Origin of the sequence: Citrobacter sp. Ce119, from assembly GCF_030334525.1 — a bacterium.
GTDB lineage: Bacteria > Pseudomonadota > Gammaproteobacteria > Enterobacterales > Enterobacteriaceae > Citrobacter > Citrobacter europaeus.
Map to the genome: position 1 here is coordinate 1 of NZ_JAOWDR010000057.1, position 16,128 is coordinate 16,128.

Here is a 16,128-nt window from a genome sequence, read left to right on the forward strand (position 1 = left end):
AATCCGCCGGGAGCGGATTTGAACGTTGCGCAGCAACGGCCCGGAGGGTGGCGGGCAGGACGCCCGCCATAAACTGCCAGACATCAAATAAGTGAAAAGGCCATCCGTCAGGATGGCCTTTTCACGTTTATACGTGGGAAAACGCCGGAACTGTATACGGCGTGTGGCTTTAATGAATAACCTGCGATAAAAACGCGCGGGTGCGTTCGGATTTGGGGTGAGCAAAAAACTCATCCGGTGGTGCCTGTTCCACAATCTCGCCAAGATCCATAAAGATCACCCGGTCGGCCACTGTGCGGGCAAAGCCCATCTCATGAGTAACACACAACATGGTCATGCCTGATTGCGCCAGACCTATCATGGTATCCAGCACTTCTTTTACCATTTCAGGATCTAACGCTGATGTGGGCTCATCAAACAACATGATTTTGGGCTTCATACACAGCGAGCGAGCAATAGCTACACGCTGTTGCTGTCCACCAGAGATTTGCCCGGGATATTTATGCGCATGTTCCGCAATGCGAACTCGCTCAAGGTAGTGCATTGCCAGTACCTCAGCCTCTTTTTTCGGCATCTTTTGCACCCAGATTGGCGCCAGCGTGCAATTTTGCAGGACCGTCAAATGAGGAAAGAGATTAAAGTGCTGAAAGACCATGCCAACTTCCTGTCTGACGCGCTCAATATTGCGGATGTCTTCATTGAGTTCTATCCCATCCACCACAATACGTCCTTGCTGATGCTCTTCCAGATGGTTGATACAGCGAATAGTTGTTGATTTACCCGAACCGGAAGGACCGCACAATACGATGCGCTCGCCCTGTTTTACCTTCAGGTTGATGTTTTTCAGGACATGAAACTGTCCGTACCATTTGTTGACGTTTTCCAGCGTGATCATCGCGTCAGTAGATTGCATTAATAATTGACTCATAAATTCCTCAGTGCGGTGTACGCCCGGTGTTAAAACGTTTTTCCAGATGTTGGCTATAACGCGACATGCTGAAACAGAAGATCCAGTAAATCAGTGCGGCGAAAACATATCCTTCCGTCGACATACCCAACCACGCGGGGTCCACAGTGGCCTGCTGCACGCTACTAAAGAGATCAAATAAGCCGATGATGATGACCAGACTGGTATCCTTGAATAAGGCGATAATCGTGTTAACCAGACCCGGGATAACCAGCTTGAGGGCTTGCGGGAGAATGACCAGCCCTTGCGTTTTCCAGTATCCTAATGCCAGTGATTCAGCGGCTTCATACTGACCTTTAGGTAGGGCCTGTAACCCTCCGCGAACCACTTCTGCGACATAGGCTGACTGGAAAAGAATAACGCCGACCAGCGCTCGGATAAGTTTGTCGATACTGGTCCCTTCGGACATAAACAGAGGAAGCATGACCGAAGACATAAACAGAACGGTAATCAACGGCACACCGCGCCAGAACTCAATAAAAATGACGGATAAAATCCGCACGACTGGCATATGAGAACGACGTCCCAGCGCCAGTAAAATGCCCCACGGAAGCGCGCCCGCAATCCCCACGGATGCGATGATAAGCGTCAGTGTTAATCCACCCCACTGCCGGGTTTCTACGCGCTCCAGCCCGAAAAAACCACCGTACATCAACCACCAAACCACCACTGGATAAACGACGGCCCAGACGGCGATATAGCGGCCACGATGCGGGATTGTTTTCAAGAACATGGGAACGATAGACAGCAAACCAATTATCAGGGCCAGATTTACGCGCCAGCGCTGATCGTGGGGATAAAGTCCATACATGAATTGCCCAAAGCGTTCATGAATGAACACCCAGCAGGCTCCGGCTTTGGTGCAGTCTGCTCGGGTTGAACCGACCCAGTTGGCCTGAAAGAATACCCAGTTCAACAATGGCGGAAGAAATGACCAAATCAGCCAGACGCACAGCAGTGTGAGTAGGCTGTTTGACCAACTGGAGAACAGGTTTTTACGCATCCAGAGTAGACTGCGACTTGCCGGGTTACTGCTCTGGCGCGAGGGGTGAGACAGCAGTGCTTTTGTCATCATGGCTCCTTAGCGCTCAATCAGTGCAATACGGCGGTTATAAATATTCATCAATAAAGATATGCTCAGGCTGATGATCAAGTACACCGACATCGTGATGGCGATAGTTTCAATGGCTTGCCCTGTTTGATTAAGTACCGTGCCGGCAAACAGTGAAACCATATCCGGGTAGCCAATGGCGGCCGCAAGTGAGGAGTTTTTGACGATATTCAGATACTGGCTGGTTAATGGAGGAATGATGACGCGCAGCGCCTGCGGGATGATCACCTGACGCAGCGTCACTGGATTTGGCAGACCCAGCGAGCGTGCGGCTTCATGTTGGCCATATGGAACAGCCTGAATTCCCGCCCGAATAATTTCTGCAATAAACGCTGAGGTATACACTGAAAGCGCCAGCGTCAGGGCAGCTAGTTCAGGTATAAGCACCATACCGCCACGGAAGTTAAAACCGCGAAGCGCGGGGATATCCCAGTGAAGCGCAGCACCAAACATCCACTGTGCAATCAACGGTAAAAGCACGATCAGTGCCAGAGCCGTAGGCCAGGTCCGGCGTAGTTGACCGGTTTTGGTCTGGTGCATTCTGTTGTAGCGAAATAACCCGATGGTGACGACGATAGCGATAATGACAGCGGCGCAAAAGGCAAAAAAACCTTCTCCCATTTGCGGCGCAGGAATATAGAGTCCCCGGTTGCTCAGGAACATCAAATCCAGCGCGTTAACGGCCTGACGTGGGCCTGGCAGGTTACGTAATACGGCGAAATACCAGAAGAAGATCTGCAGCAGCGGCGGTATATTGCGGAACGTTTCGATGTAGATCGTTGAGAGCTTTCGCAATAACCAGTTATCTGACAGGCGTGCCAGTCCGAGAAAGAAACCGAGAATTGATGCGAAAACAATGCACAGTGCTGAAACTAATAGTGTATTGAGCAGGCCAACGATAAAGACACGGCCATACGTATCGCCTTGCTCGTAATCAATCAGATGCTGGACAATACCAAATCCGGCGCTGCGATCGAGAAAAGAAAATCCCGAGGTAATACCGCTATTGTTCAGGTTATTTATCGTGTTATGAATGAGATACACCGCAATGCTGATAACCGCAATGACGGCGAGTATTTGAAATAACCAGGCGCGGACCGCAGGGTTAGAAAAGGATAACGATCCTTTTACGGTTGAGCGGCGATGGAACATAAGAAAACCTCAGTAACTATGACTCTGGGCTAAGCGCCGCAGTTGCGGCGCCCGTTACATCACTACGCATTAGCGCACCGGTGGCGCATACTGAATGCCGCCGTTATTCCAGAGGTTGTTCTGTCCACGTTTGATCTTCAGTGGGCTTTCCGATCCAACGTTACGCTCAAAGATCTCCGAGTAGTTACCAACCTGCTTGATAATGTTGTAAGCCCATTTGTTATCAAGCTTCAGATCCTTGCCATAATCCCCTTCTTTACCTAATAGGTGTGCCATATCCGGCGTTGCAGGATTAGCCGCTTTTTCATCAACGTTTTTTGAGTTAACACCCATTTCTTCCGCATTCAACATGGCGAACAGCGTCCAGCGAACAATGGAGAACCACTCATCGTCCCCACGACGCACGACAGGTCCCAGTGGTTCTTTAGAAATAACTTCTGGCAGGACAATCCACTCAGCCGGATTACTCAGCTTGATTCGCAGGGCGTACAGCTGAGACTGGTCGGAAGCCAGCGTGTCGCAGCGTCCAGATTCCAGAGCTTTAGCGGATTCATCCGAGCGGTCAAAAGTGACGGGGGTGTACTTCATGTTGTTGGCTTTAAAGTAGTCAGCCACGTTCAGTTCGGTATCTGTTCCTGCCTGAATACAAACCGTTGCGCCATCCAGCTCTTTAGCGCTCTTCAGACCTGCTTTATTGTGGGTAAGAAAACCAATGCCGTCGTAATACGTCACGCCCGTGAAAGACATACCCATACCGGCATCACGAGAAGAGGTCCATGTGGTATTACGAGAGAGCATGTCGACTTCACCAGATTGTAACGCGGTGAAGCGTTCCTTAGCGGTAAGCGGGGTATATTTTACTTTGCTATCATCGCCAAATACGGCGGAGGCAACGCCGCGACATACGTCGACATCAATACCTGAAAACTTACCGCTTGCATCGGCGTAAGAAAAGCCAGGCAACCCGTCACTGATCCCACACTGCACAAAACCTTTTTTCTTTACGGCATCAAGTGTTGCGCCGGCATGTGCCTGATTTGTAACCGCAAGCAGCACGCCGGCCGCAGCCAGGCTGGCTATTATCATCTTTTTCATAGAGCATCCTGTGTGGAGGAATTATTGTTATGGAAACGTTCTTAAAACGTCTTTTACCTGTCTGTGGCGATGGCCATACTCTTTTAAGCAAAGGTAGTGCCAGGTTTTTTGCGCACGATTATTCGACGCAATATGCAGAGTGTAGACAGGAATAAATAAATGCAGCGCCCTGAAGTGGTGCAAAATTGAAACGTAAGCCACATTTCGGCGCAAAAAATTTAAAATTCAAACCGAACGCGTGATAACGATTTCGTACGTTAATATTGATGGCGTGAGAATAATGAAAAGAAAACACGGTGTTACGAAGAACCGAAAAAATGCTAATTTCAAATCGTGGATATGTGAGGGGAATCTATAATAATTTTATTATACGTTGAGTGCTATATACCAACGTTTTGTCTTATAAGAAGATTTAATTCTTATTGCAAAAAGCGCGGTACCCACCGCGCTTTTATGAAGATTTATTTGGTCAGGGCAACTATCCCAAGCGTCAGCCCGGCAACGGCTGCTGCGCCACCGGCGATGGCACCGGCTGTTTCCCAGTTATCCTGAGTGGTGCCTTTCATACAGGTATTGGTATGAACCAGGCGTCCCTGATCGTCGTATACAGGTACGCAAGGAGAATCGTGTGCACAGCCGGCCAGCAATGCGGTAAGCAATGCAACGGATATTAATCTTTTCATGGTGTTACCTCAAATATAAGCGTTTCGCTAATCGAGCAAAGACAAACGCTAAGCCATCTGCGAACTCGGGGATTATTTTACCACCTCTTAAAAAAAGACTGACATGAGGAATAATCTCAATTCATGTGGATTGTAAAAATAATGTATAAAAAGAAAGGTGGCGGGCGGGTTTTCAGGAGAGGTTAAAAACAAATAAATAGCTATCTTATTAATAAATAAAGAGGGGCATCATCGGTGAAAAAGGCGTCCGAAGACGCCTTTATTTTACAAATTAATCGTTGTGCCGACTAAAACGCCGTCTGACGACAACGAAGAAGACGGGGACGAAGAAGATTGCCAACAGTGTCGCGGTCAGCATGCCTCCCATTACGCCTGTTCCGACCGCATTTTGCGCACCACTCCCGGCACCGTGGCTGATAACCAGAGGCATAACCCCCAGAATAAACGCCAGAGATGTCATCAGGATTGGACGAAGACGCATGCGTGACGCTTCCAGAGTAGCTTCAATCAAGCCCTTGCCTTCTTTATCCATCAGGTCTTTGGCAAATTCGACGATCAGGATGGCGTTCTTAGCCGAGAGGCCAATAGTGGTTAACAGGCCCACCTGAAAGTAGACGTCGTTATTCATCCCACGTAGCGACGCTGCTAACAGCGCGCCAACCACGCCAAGCGGCACAACCAGCATGACCGAGAAGGGGATCGACCAGCTCTCATACAGTGCTGCAAGGCAAAGGAAAACGACAATTAGCGAGATGGCATACAGCGCTGGCGCCTGGTTACCCGACAGTCGTTCCTGATAGGACATACCCGTCCAGTCATGACCAATACCGTTTGGCAGTTTTTCCGCCAGGCTTTCCATCAGCGCCATTGCTTCACCAGTGCTTCGCCCTGGTGCCGCTTCGCCCAGTATTTCCATGGATGGCATACCGTTGTAACGTTCCAGGCGCGGTGAACCATAAATCCAATGTGATGCACTGAACGCGGAAAACGGAACCATTTCGCCATTGGCGCTGCGGATATACAGATTATTGATGTCCGCTGGCAGCATGCGGTATTTTGCATCCCCCTGAACGTAAACTTTCTTCACGCGGCCACGGTCAATAAAGTCGTTAACGTAATAGCCGCCCAGTGATGCGGAGATAGTTTCGTTGATATCCGACAGCGATACCCCCAGTGCCTGTGCTTTCTCCTGATCAACATCCAGCTTAAACTGCGGAGTATCTTCAAGCCCGTTAGGACGAACGCGAACCAACAGATCGGGGTGTTTAGCCACCATCCCCAGCAGCTGGTTACGCGCTTGCGTCAACGCCGTATGCCCCAGACCGCCCTGATCGATCAGTTCAAAATCGAAGCCGGTTGCGGTACCCAGTTCAACAATAGCGGGCATATTGAAGGGGAAGACTAACCCATCGCGGATCTGGCTGAACGCGCGTGTAGCGCGTGCAATGACCGCTTCAACACTATTTTCCTCACCGCTACGTTCATCCCAGGGCTTGAGGCTAACGAATGCCAGACCTGAGTTTTGCCCCTGACCGCTGAAGCTAAAACCGTTAACCGTGAAGACGCTTTCGACGTTAGCTTTCTCCTTGGTCAGGTAGTACTGAGTAACCTGATCCAGTACTTTCTGGGTGCGCTCTTGCGTCGCTCCTGCCGGAAGTTGAATCATTGTCATAAACACACCCTGATCCTCCTCTGGCAGGAAGGAGGTCGGCAGACGCATAAACAGAACCGCCATTCCGATCACGATGATCAGATAGACGACAAGGTAACGCCCGGTTTTACGCACAATACCGCTGACGCTATTGGTATAGTGATTAACGCTGTGATCGAATTTGGCATTAAACCAGCCAAAGAAACCGCTTTTTTTCTCGTGATGCTCAGCCGATACCGGCTTCAACAGCGTTGCACAAAGTGCAGGAGTCAGGATCAGCGCGACCAGTACAGAAAGCGCCATGGCGGAAACGATGGTAATGGAGAACTGCCGATAGATAGCCCCGGTTGAGCCGCCAAAAAAGGCCATGGGGATAAAGACCGCAGACAGCACCATGGCGATACCGACCAGCGCCCCCTGAATTTGTGACATGGACTTTTCCGTCGCCTCTTTAGGCGGCAGATGATCTTCCATCATCACGCGTTCCACGTTCTCCACCACCACTATCGCATCATCGACCAATAGACCGATGGCGAGCACCATGCCGAACATCGTCAGGGTGTTTATCGAGTAGCCAAACGCGGCAAGTACGGCGAATGTGCCCAACAATACGACGGGGACAGCGATGGTTGGAATGAGCGTCGCCCGGATGTTTTGCAGGAACAAATACATGACCAGGAATACCAGTACGATCGCCTCAAACAGCGTTTTTACCACTTCATGAATCGAGATGGTTACAAACGGCGTCGTGTCGTACGGATAGACCACCTTCATTCCCTGAGGGAAGAACGGCTGCAGCTCAACCAGCTTAGCTTTGATGGCGTTAGCGGTATCCAGCGCGTTTGCCCCGGTTGCCAGCTTAATACCGAGGCCGGAAGCAGGCTTACCGTTAATACGCGCCACGACGTTGTAGTTCTCACCACCCAATTCGATCCGTGCAACATCCTTCAGGTGAACAACTGAACCATCGCTGTTCACTCGTAAAGTCACTTTGCCGAACTCTTCAGGGTCTTTCAGTCGCGTTTGCGCAATGATAGAGGCGTTAAGCTGCTGATTTGGTAATGCGGGCGTACCCCCTAATTGACCTGCGGCAATCTGATCGTTCTGTACCTTCAACTGGTTGATCACATCAACCGGCGTGAGCTGGTACTTATTCAACAAGTTTGCATCCAGCCAGATGCGCATGGCGTACTGCGCACCAAACAACTGCACGTCACCTACGCCATTAAGACGGCTGATCGAGTCTTTCACGTTCGAGGCGACGTAGTCGGAGATGTCATCCTGCGTGGTTTGTGGGTTATCAGAAACAAAACCCGCAACCATTAAAAAACTGCTGCTGGATTTCTCGACGCTAATCCCCTGCTGCTGAACTTCTTGCGGCAGGAGTGGCGTGGCGAGCTGTAGTTTGTTTTGTACCTGCACCTGCGCGATATCGGGGTCGGTACCGGACTGGAAGGTCAGCGTGATGGTCACGCTCCCCGCGGAATCGCTGGTGGAGGACATATACATCAGGTTATCGATACCGTTCATGTTCTGTTCGATAACCTGCGTAACGGTGTCCTGTACCGTCTGTGCATCCGCACCTGGGTAGGTGGCGGAAATGGCGACCGCAGGGGGGGCGATAGTTGGGTATTGCGCCACAGGCAGTTGCATGATTGCCAAAGCGCCCGCCATCATCAGAATGATAGCCAGCACCCAGGCAAAGATAGGACGCCTGATAAAAAAGTTAGCCATGTCCGGTTACCTTATTGGGCTTTCGTGGCAGGGGTTTCGGTATCGGCGGTTGCTTTAACCTGAACGCCAGGGCGTGCTTTTTGTAAGCCGCTCACGATAACTTTGTCACCCGGTTGCAGACCTTCGCTGATGAGCCACTTGTCGCCAATGGCTTGTGCGGCGACGACTGCGCGAGACTCAACCTGACTCTTGTCGTTAACGACCATCACGGTGGCATCGCCGCGAGGCGTGCGCGTCACACCCTGTTGCGGAACGAGAATGGCATTCGGCTGGACGCCTTCATCAATGCGCGCGCGCACAAACATGCCCGGCAGCAGCGTGTGCTGCGGGTTAGGGAATACGGCCCTGAGGGTGATGGATCCGGTGCTTTCGTCAACCGTCACGTCAGAAAATTGCAATGAGCCTTTCAGCGGGTACGATTGACCATTTTCCATCACCAGTTCGACGGTACTGCTGGCACTGTCTTTATGCAGGCTTCCTTGCTCAACGGATTGCTTGAGGCGCATAAAGTCATTACTGGACTGTGTTACGTCGACGTAAATAGGATCAAGCTGTTGCACGGTAGCAAGCTCAGTTGCCTGACCATTCGTGACTAATGCGCCTTCGGTGACGTTAGATTTACCGATACGTCCGCTAATGGGCGATGTCACTTTGGTGTAGGCCAGGTTGATACGTGCGCTTTCGACCGCCGCTTTTGCCGCGATTACGGAGGCATCGGCCTGGCGGGCATCAGCAATCGCCTGATCGTACTCTTGCTGGCTGATGTACTTGGTGCCAACCAGCGGGACATAGCGTTTTACCGTTAAATGCGCGATAGCGGCAGCCGCTTCACTCTTTGCCAGTTCGCCTTTGGCGCTGTCATAGTCCGCCTGGTAAGTCGCGGGATCGATCTGATAAAGCGACTGACCGGCTTCAACATCGCTCCCCTCGGTAAAATTCCGTTTAAGAACAATCCCGCTGACCTGAGGACGGACCTCAGCAATACGAAATGCCGTTGTGCGTCCAGGTAGTTCAGTCGTCACGGCTAAAGGCGCCTTTTCGACGACATGAACAGTCACCTGCGGCTCTGCGGGATGAGCTTGTGTTTCTCCCTGATCGTTACAACCGGCGAGTAATGCTGCGGAGATGATGATGAATGAGGGCAGGAGTGAAAACCTGGCATTTTTCGTCATTTCTATTCCTTAAAAAACCGAACGCTCGTTATTAACCGGGTAACGCAGAGGCGATAACGCGCACAAGAAAAAATAATAGTTGGCTATCCTACAAATTATTAGCTTGCGATGTAAGCAATACTTATTTATAAGCGCAATACACGGCACGTAAAAACAAAAAAAGATTAATCTACTGCCGTTTCATTATGGCGTTAATAGCAATACTATGATGCGCATAAACACATATTGAAATAGATATTGAATTGGTGAATATATTGATGGTTGTTATTTGTTTTGTTTATTCGTGTGTAATGTCTGCAATTAACGCGTTTAGACCTCGTTTAAATAAATGCTAAGTGATACATTTGTTCCGTATAGCAAATATTAGATAAGAAAGTTAATCATTCTCTACTCTACCCCAGACAGTCGAAACCATGGCCAGAAAAACGAAAGCTGATGCTCTCAAAACACGACAGCACCTGATAGATACAGCGATTGTGCAGTTTGCCGCGCGCGGCGTTAGCAATACGACGTTAAACGACATTGCGGATGCCGCCAGCGTGACGCGGGGGGCGCTGTATTGGCATTTCGAAAACAAGACGCAACTGTTTAATGAGCTATGGTTACAACAACCTCCATTGCGCGATCTTATTCAGGACCAGCTTATTGGACGTTGGGGGGATAATCCTTTACAGCGACTGCGTGAAAAGTTTGTGGTGGGATTACAATATATTGCGCAGAATCCTCGCCAGCAGGCATTAATGCAGATTTTATATCATAAATGTGAATTCCATAATGATATGATATCAGAGCTGGCTATTCGCGATAAAATAGGTCTCAGTCATCAAAGCATTCGTGACGCTCTGCAGAAGTGCGTGGATGAAAATCTGATTGCCACCAGTCTGGATTTAGATGTCATCATCATTATTTTGCACGGTAGCTTTAGCGGAATAATAAAAAACTGGTTAATGAATCCAGTGAGTTATGATTTGTATGGGCAAGCGCCAGTATTAGTTGATAACGTATTAAAAATGTTAAGCCCGGACGGCTGCGTAATGCAATTAATGCAGAGTGAAAATCAGCCTGGGTAGAGTTGGCCGCCAGGGCCTGACGACTGTCGAAGTACTACCCGTCGTGCTATTCGAGATCGACGCAGTTGACAAGCTTAAGAGGGTTCACTGAATTCATATTCCGACACTTGTCGTGCTCCGTTGTCATCAGCTCTATCCACTGAATGAGCAGCGCATCAAAAAGAAAAACGAAGACCGCAAAAACAACCAGCCACCAATACTTGCGAATCATTACCAAGCCCTGTGTATTCATGCCCAAGCGTGCAGGGAATATACACGAAATCTGTAGGCTGAAAAGCAGACTTACAATGCTTTTACTTTGCTGAAAGATCGCCGTTCTTTGCCGTTAATCGACTCTTTTTAGACAGGTTTTTTGTCTTCCGCTTTTTTACCTTTGCAAGTTCAATCTCTGAAAAATGAGAGCCAATACTCATTCTTCTGAGTCCCATTTTTACGTACTCGGCATTGATTTCAATCCCGACAAACTTGCGGCCTAATTCCACGGCGGTGGCACCGGTGGTGAAACTACCGGCAAACGGATCCAGCACGCTGTCATCTGGGCAGGAGGAAGCCAGAATGATGCGTTCAAGCAGGGCTTTGGGCTTTTGCGTCGGGTGATTTTCATATTCGTCCATCAGATAACGAACGCGTGGAAACTCCCAGACATTGCCCGGCACTTTTTTCTGGTTGTAAGGTTGGGGCGGGTTCTTTCTGTAGTCTATCAGCGCGCGTTGGGCGCCTGTTTTAGCTTCCACCAGAATATCATCACGATTAAACGTGTAGTTTTTCTGATCTTTTACCATCATCAGGATCGGTTCATACATCGACCCAAAGTGCTTTTTAGCCTGTACGCCGGAGCTATCGTATGACCACACGACACGGCTCTTGATGGTAAAGATCTGGCGGCATTTGAGGTCGATGTACGGCATGTTCTCCGTACTGTTCATGATGTACATGGTGCCGTGCGGTTTGAGAATGCGGTGGCATTCGTCAATGCACTCAAAGAGCCACGCCAGAAAAGCCTCTTCATCCCAGGATTCCACCATCCCGTCAAAGTCTTTACCGATGTTATAAGGTGGGTCGGCAAAAATGAGATCGATGCTTTCAGACGGCAGCTTTTTCAGTTCGGTCAGCGCATCACCCAGGATTATCTTTTTAGACTCATCGCCAAAATAGACAGGTTCACATCTTGCGTTCATCGCCAAAGCCTCCCGTATGACGTTAATAAAAAAGGCGCTTCCCCATGCCGAGTAGCGCCTTTTAAAACAAACATTTCGCTGATTAGTATCAGTTCATGCCGTATTTTTTCAGTTTTTTACGCAGCGTACCACGGTTGATGCCCATCATCAGGGCAGCACGGGTCTGGTTACCGCGGGTGTATTGCATCACCATGTCCAACAGGGGCTGTTCTACTTCAGCCAGTACCAGCTCATAGAGATCGTTAACATCCTGACCATTCAATTGAGCAAAATAGTTCTTCAGTGCCTGTTTAACCGAGTCACGCAGGGGCTTTTGAGTTACCTGGTCCTGAGAGTTAACGGTAGAAACGGTCAGTACGTCAGAATTTACGCGTTGTTCGAACATAGTTCTGTCAGCTCTTTATTTCTGTTTACGCAAAATTTTCGAAGTATGCCTCCAACGCCGCCAGCTGTTCGCTGGAATCTTCAATGGCGTTGAATGTGCGCCGAAACTGGTCATCCGGAGCGTGTTCCTGGAGATACCAGGATACGTGTTTACGCGCAATTCGGTACCCTTTTGCCTGACCGTAAAAGTCGTGCAGTTCCCGAATGTGCGCACAAAGCAAGCGCTTCACCTCTGCCAGAGGCAGCGGGGGCAGCAGCTCCCCAGTGTCCAGATAATGCTGGATTTCCCGAAAGATCCAGGGTCTTCCCTGAGCTGCACGTCCTATCATCAGGGCATCCGCCCCCGTATAGTCGAGTACAGCTCTGGCTTTATGCGGGTCAGTAATGTCGCCATTCGCGATAATCGGAATGGAAACTTTCTGCTTAACTGCCCGAATACTGTCGTACTCAGCATCTCCATTGAACAAACAGGCGCGGGTGCGTCCATGAATGGTCAGAGCCTGAATGCCACAGTCTTCAGCCAGTTGGGCAATCTCTACGCAGTTACGGTGTTCCGGAGCCCAGCCGGTGCGAATCTTGAGTGTGACAGGAACGTCCACTGCATTGACGACCTCGGTTAGTATTGATTTCACTAAGTCCGGGTACTGCAAGAGGGCTGAACCTGCGAGCTTACGATTCACTTTTTTAGCCGGACACCCCATATTGATATCAATAATCTGGGCGCCGCTTTCCACGTTAATACGTGCGGCATCGGCCATCTCAACAGGGTCGCTACCGGCAATTTGCACCGTGCGAATTCCTGGCTCATCAACGTGCACCATCCGTAAACGAGACTTGTCACTTTCCCAAACCTGCGGGTTAGAAGACATCATCTCGGATACCGTCAATCCGGCTCCCATCTCATAGCACAGCGTCCTGAATGGTCTGTCAGTGATGCCAGCCATAGGTGCTGCGATCAGGCGATTTCTGAGCTGATATTGTCCGATGCGCATGAGTTAAGAAATGACCATACTGTGACTGCAAGGCGGCGTATATTACGCATTTTTCGCACGAGATGAAAGGCCAAACTTTGACCAATCCACTGAGGTGGATCAATGAATTGCTGGTTAAGTACACAGTTTCAAATTAAAATCTTTAATAATCATTTGGATACGATATTGCGCTAATTTTTCATCCGTTTATAAATTCCAAAAACTTCTCTTTTTTTATTACGGCCAGACTCAACATATCAGGATAAAAAGCTGTTTTTGTGAGCAAATAGTGACTTTGTAATGCGATCTCGCTCCCATTTCCGCAAATCCTTTTGCGAAAAAAAGAGCGATTATTGCGTTACCAACGGTAACGAGAAGGGATTATTTTTTCTGACCGGTGATGCGGCACCACTCTTCTTTCTCGATAACCGGATCGAGCGTAAAGAGATCGGCATAGGCTTCGCAAACGCTTTCCGCCTGGCTGGCAAGAATACCAGAAAGCCCCAGTAAACCGCCCTCAACGGGCAGTACGCTGATTAGCGGCGCCAGCTCACGTAATGGGCCGGCAAGAATGTTAGCGACCACCACGTCGGCTTTCATCGCTTCTGGCTGGTCTTTTGGCAGGTACAACTCCAGACGCTCGGAAACGCCATTGCGCTCGGCGTTATCCCGGCTGGCTTGAATCGCTTGCGGATCGATATCCACGCCGATAGCTTTCGCTGCGCCCAGTTTCAGCGCCGCAATGGCAAGAATGCCGGAGCCGCAGCCAAAGTCGATAACCGTTTTGCCGTTGAGATCGAGACCGTCCAGCCATTGCAGGCACAGAGAGGTGGTGGGGTGAGTACCTGTGCCAAATGCCAGACCCGGATCCAGCATCACGTTGACGGCATTCTCATCCGGGACATCGCGCCAGCTCGGGCAAATCCACAGACGTTCGCCAAAGCGCATCGGGTGGAAGTTATCCATCCATTCGCGTTCCCAGTCTTTGTCTTCGAGCTGTTCGATTTTATGCGCGAAGCCTTCGCCCAACAGCGGATGTTGCTCCAGGATGGCAACCACTTCTTTCATGTCGGTTTCTGCATCGAACAAGCCGATCACATCGGTATCTCCCCACAGGCGAGTCTCGCCCGGCAGAGGTTCAAACACCGGCGTATCATGCGTATCCTGGAAAGTAATGGAAACGGAGCCCGCTTCCATCAGCGCATCGCTCAATTCTTCAGCGTTGGCGCCGGTCGTGTTCAGTTTCAGTTGGATCCATGGCATGGCAAAACTCTTTATTTATCAGTAGTCAATATGGCGGCTTGCGGGACGGCGGAACCGAAACGGTTGCCAATCAGGAAAGCCAGCAAACTTATCAGTAACGAGGGCACAATCGGGTGGAAGCCCAGGTACTGAACGTTAAAGGTAGCGAGGACGGCATAAAGTACGCCGCCGACAATCATCGCGCTCAATGCGCCAGCCGCGTTTGCCCGCTCCCAGTACAGGCCCAGCACCAGCGGCCACAGGAAAACGGCTTCCAGCCCGCCAAACGCCAGCAGGTTAAGCCAGATAATCATCTCTGGCGGTTTCCAGGCGGCCAGCAGCAGTAATGCGCCGAGCAGCAGGGTAATGACTGCCGACATACGCTTCAGCCGGGTTTCGTTTTTCAGCTGTTCCGGACGAAGGTTCAGGTACAAATCCTTAATGATCGTAGCGGAACTTTGCAGCAATTGGGCATTGATCGTCGACATGATCGCGGCCATCGGGGCCGCGAGGAAGATCCCGGCAGCTATCGGCGGCAACACTTTGACCATCAGCGTAGGGATAACCAGATCCGGTACCGTGAGGTCAGGGATCACCGCACGTCCCAACGCCCCCGCCAGATGCATACCAAACATCAGGATTGCCACCACGATGGTGCCGATGATAATGCCGCGGTGCACTGCTTTACTATCTTTATAAGAGATGCAGCGTACCGCCGTGTGCGGCAGGCCAATGACGCCAAAGCACACCAGTACCCAGAATGAGGTCATGAAAGTGGGTGACAGAATGTCATCAGCACCCTGCGGCGAAACCAGTTTAGGATCGATGGTTTGCAGGGTTACTACCGCGTTGCTGAGGCCGCCGGCAGCGTGAACGACGCCGACCAGCAGAACGATAGTACCAATCAGCATCACCATGCCCTGCATGGTGTCGTTCAGTACGCTGGCGCGAAAACCGCCGAATGCCGTATATAAAGCGATACTGACGCCAAAAATCAGCAGACCCGTTTCGTAAGGGATACCCGCAGCGGTTTCCAGCAAACGTGCGCCGCCAATAAACTGTACGGTCATCGCCCCGACAAACGCGACCAGTAAGCTGAGGCTCGCCAGCCACACCAGCAGGCGGCTCTGGTAGCGCGCAAACAGCATATCGTTGAGGGTAACGGCATTATAGCGGCGCGCCAGAATGGCGAACTTCTTACCAAGAATCCCCAAAGAGAGCCATACCGCAGGTAACTGGATCATCGCCAGCAGCACCCATCCCAGCCCGTATTTGTAAGCGGCGCCAGGACCACCAATAAATGAGCTGGCGCTAATATAGGTTGCCGTTAGCGTCATGGCTAACACGACCCCGCCCATGGAGCGGCTGCCGAGGAAATATTCATTCAGGAAAGTACCGGTCACTCTCTTACGCATGGCGTAAACAGAAAGACCGAAGACCACCAGTAGGTAGGCGACCAGCGGCAAAATAACTTCAAGCTGCATCGTCATCCTCCAACGGAATGTCGCGATAGATAAACTTCACCATCGCCCAGCACAGTAAGATGAAAACCAGTGGCGTTAGCAGACAGGCCATTTCAAACCAGTGCGGTAAGCCGGTAATACCGAGTGTGGAATCTGGTAAGTAAGCGGCCACTAACCATGTGGCAAGATATAAAAGGGTCAGCCACAGCGCCCAGCGCGCCTCTTTATGGGCCTGAACAAAACGAGCGTCCATTT

Annotated in this window: 15 protein-coding genes; 1 reads left to right on the forward strand and 14 read right to left on the reverse strand. The window is 50.4% G+C overall.

The features are described from left to right. Positions 1–169 precede the first annotated feature (169 nt). The 7 genes from OGV80_RS15660 to OGV80_RS15690 all read right to left on the reverse strand — a co-directional run bounded on the left by OGV80_RS15660 (position 170) and on the right by OGV80_RS15690 (position 9,565). Entirely contained in the window at positions 170–928 is a 759-nt protein-coding gene (locus tag OGV80_RS15660; RefSeq protein WP_047408260.1) for an amino acid ABC transporter ATP-binding protein, read from the reverse strand. A 7-nt stretch (positions 929–935) separates the two neighbouring features. Beyond that, positions 936–2,039: an amino acid ABC transporter permease gene (locus tag OGV80_RS15665; protein WP_047408263.1), complete on the reverse strand. Its 1,104-nt coding sequence runs from the start codon at positions 2,037–2,039 to the stop codon at positions 936–938. A 9-nt stretch (positions 2,040–2,048) separates the two neighbouring features. Further along, on the reverse strand, positions 2,049–3,230 hold the full coding sequence (locus OGV80_RS15670; protein WP_080626027.1) for an amino acid ABC transporter permease: 1,182 nt from the start codon (positions 3,228–3,230) through the stop codon (positions 2,049–2,051). Between the two features lie 69 nt (positions 3,231–3,299). Further along, positions 3,300–4,325: an amino acid ABC transporter substrate-binding protein gene (locus OGV80_RS15675; protein ID WP_047408269.1), complete on the reverse strand. Its 1,026-nt coding sequence runs from the start codon at positions 4,323–4,325 to the stop codon at positions 3,300–3,302. A gap of 461 nt (positions 4,326–4,786) precedes the next feature. Beyond that, a complete protein-coding gene (locus OGV80_RS15680; RefSeq protein ID WP_043017839.1) occupies positions 4,787–5,008 on the reverse strand; it encodes a lipoprotein in 222 nt (73 codons plus the stop codon). A gap of 271 nt (positions 5,009–5,279) precedes the next feature. Next, positions 5,280–8,393, reverse strand: a complete 3,114-nt coding sequence (locus tag OGV80_RS15685; protein ID WP_105179654.1) for an efflux RND transporter permease subunit — start codon at positions 8,391–8,393, stop codon at positions 5,280–5,282. An 11-nt stretch (positions 8,394–8,404) separates the two neighbouring features. Further along, positions 8,405–9,565, reverse strand: coding sequence for an efflux RND transporter periplasmic adaptor subunit (locus tag OGV80_RS15690; protein ID WP_043017837.1), 1,161 nt, complete (start codon positions 9,563–9,565; stop codon positions 8,405–8,407). 413 nt (positions 9,566–9,978) lie between these two features. On the opposite strand from OGV80_RS15690, the gene envR reads away from it, so the two are divergent. Beyond that, positions 9,979–10,635, forward strand: a complete 657-nt coding sequence (envR, locus tag OGV80_RS15695; RefSeq protein WP_075145562.1) for an acrEF/envCD operon transcriptional regulator — start codon at positions 9,979–9,981, stop codon at positions 10,633–10,635. Between the two features lie 46 nt (positions 10,636–10,681). Here envR and OGV80_RS15700 read toward each other — a convergent pair whose 3' ends face one another. The 7 genes from OGV80_RS15700 to OGV80_RS15730 all read right to left on the reverse strand — a co-directional run bounded on the left by OGV80_RS15700 (position 10,682) and on the right by OGV80_RS15730 (position 16,126). After that, a complete protein-coding gene (locus OGV80_RS15700) occupies positions 10,682–10,846 on the reverse strand; it encodes a DUF2556 family protein (RefSeq protein WP_003025279.1) in 165 nt (54 codons plus the stop codon). 82 nt (positions 10,847–10,928) lie between these two features. Then, positions 10,929–11,813 (reverse strand): adenine-specific DNA-methyltransferase, encoded by an 885-nt coding sequence (gene yhdJ / locus OGV80_RS15705; RefSeq protein ID WP_075145563.1) that lies wholly within the window; start codon positions 11,811–11,813, stop codon positions 10,929–10,931. An 88-nt stretch (positions 11,814–11,901) separates the two neighbouring features. Next, positions 11,902–12,198: a DNA-binding transcriptional regulator Fis gene (gene fis, locus OGV80_RS15710; RefSeq protein ID WP_000462905.1), complete on the reverse strand. Its 297-nt coding sequence runs from the start codon at positions 12,196–12,198 to the stop codon at positions 11,902–11,904. A gap of 25 nt (positions 12,199–12,223) precedes the next feature. Further along, positions 12,224–13,189, reverse strand: a complete 966-nt coding sequence (gene dusB, locus OGV80_RS15715; RefSeq protein WP_008785970.1) for a tRNA dihydrouridine synthase DusB — start codon at positions 13,187–13,189, stop codon at positions 12,224–12,226. A gap of 360 nt (positions 13,190–13,549) precedes the next feature. Then, complete coding sequence (gene prmA, locus OGV80_RS15720) at positions 13,550–14,431, reverse strand: 50S ribosomal protein L11 methyltransferase (RefSeq protein ID WP_043017832.1); 882 nt, start codon at positions 14,429–14,431, stop codon at positions 13,550–13,552. An 11-nt stretch (positions 14,432–14,442) separates the two neighbouring features. Further along, a complete protein-coding gene (panF, locus tag OGV80_RS15725; RefSeq protein ID WP_047408282.1) occupies positions 14,443–15,894 on the reverse strand; it encodes a sodium/pantothenate symporter in 1,452 nt (483 codons plus the stop codon). After that, the gene (locus OGV80_RS15730; RefSeq protein ID WP_043017830.1) at positions 15,884–16,126 is read right to left on the reverse strand and encodes a YhdT family protein; all 243 of its coding nucleotides are present in this window, start codon (positions 16,124–16,126) and stop codon (positions 15,884–15,886) included. Before OGV80_RS15730 ends, panF begins: the two co-directional genes overlap by 11 nt. Positions 16,127–16,128: the final 2 nt, after the last annotated feature.

What these genes read in the sequence shown, in the direction of transcription:
- OGV80_RS15685 (WP_105179654.1), bottom strand. Translation starts at nt 8,393, where the DNA reads ATGGCTAACTTTTTTATCAGGCGTCCTATCTTTGCCTGGGTGCTGGCT.
- yhdJ (WP_075145563.1), bottom strand. Translation starts at nt 11,813, where the DNA reads ATGAACGCAAGATGTGAACCTGTCTATTTTGGCGATGAGTCTAAAAAG.
- OGV80_RS15690 (WP_043017837.1), bottom strand. Translation starts at nt 9,565, where the DNA reads ATGACGAAAAATGCCAGGTTTTCACTCCTGCCCTCATTCATCATCATC.
- OGV80_RS15660 (WP_047408260.1), bottom strand. Translation starts at nt 928, where the DNA reads ATGAGTCAATTATTAATGCAATCTACTGACGCGATGATCACGCTGGAA.
- OGV80_RS15670 (WP_080626027.1), bottom strand. Translation starts at nt 3,230, where the DNA reads ATGTTCCATCGCCGCTCAACCGTAAAAGGATCGTTATCCTTTTCTAAC.
- panF (WP_047408282.1), bottom strand. Translation starts at nt 15,894, where the DNA reads ATGCAGCTTGAAGTTATTTTGCCGCTGGTCGCCTACCTACTGGTGGTC.
- dusB (WP_008785970.1), bottom strand. Translation starts at nt 13,189, where the DNA reads ATGCGCATCGGACAATATCAGCTCAGAAATCGCCTGATCGCAGCACCT.
- prmA (WP_043017832.1), bottom strand. Translation starts at nt 14,431, where the DNA reads ATGCCATGGATCCAACTGAAACTGAACACGACCGGCGCCAACGCTGAA.
- OGV80_RS15700 (WP_003025279.1), bottom strand. Translation starts at nt 10,846, where the DNA reads ATGATTCGCAAGTATTGGTGGCTGGTTGTTTTTGCGGTCTTCGTTTTT.
- OGV80_RS15730 (WP_043017830.1), bottom strand. Translation starts at nt 16,126, where the DNA reads ATGGACGCTCGTTTTGTTCAGGCCCATAAAGAGGCGCGCTGGGCGCTG.
- OGV80_RS15665 (WP_047408263.1), bottom strand. Translation starts at nt 2,039, where the DNA reads ATGACAAAAGCACTGCTGTCTCACCCCTCGCGCCAGAGCAGTAACCCG.
- OGV80_RS15680 (WP_043017839.1), bottom strand. Translation starts at nt 5,008, where the DNA reads ATGAAAAGATTAATATCCGTTGCATTGCTTACCGCATTGCTGGCCGGC.
- envR (WP_075145562.1), top strand. Translation starts at nt 9,979, where the DNA reads ATGGCCAGAAAAACGAAAGCTGATGCTCTCAAAACACGACAGCACCTG.
- fis (WP_000462905.1), bottom strand. Translation starts at nt 12,198, where the DNA reads ATGTTCGAACAACGCGTAAATTCTGACGTACTGACCGTTTCTACCGTT.
- OGV80_RS15675 (WP_047408269.1), bottom strand. Translation starts at nt 4,325, where the DNA reads ATGAAAAAGATGATAATAGCCAGCCTGGCTGCGGCCGGCGTGCTGCTT.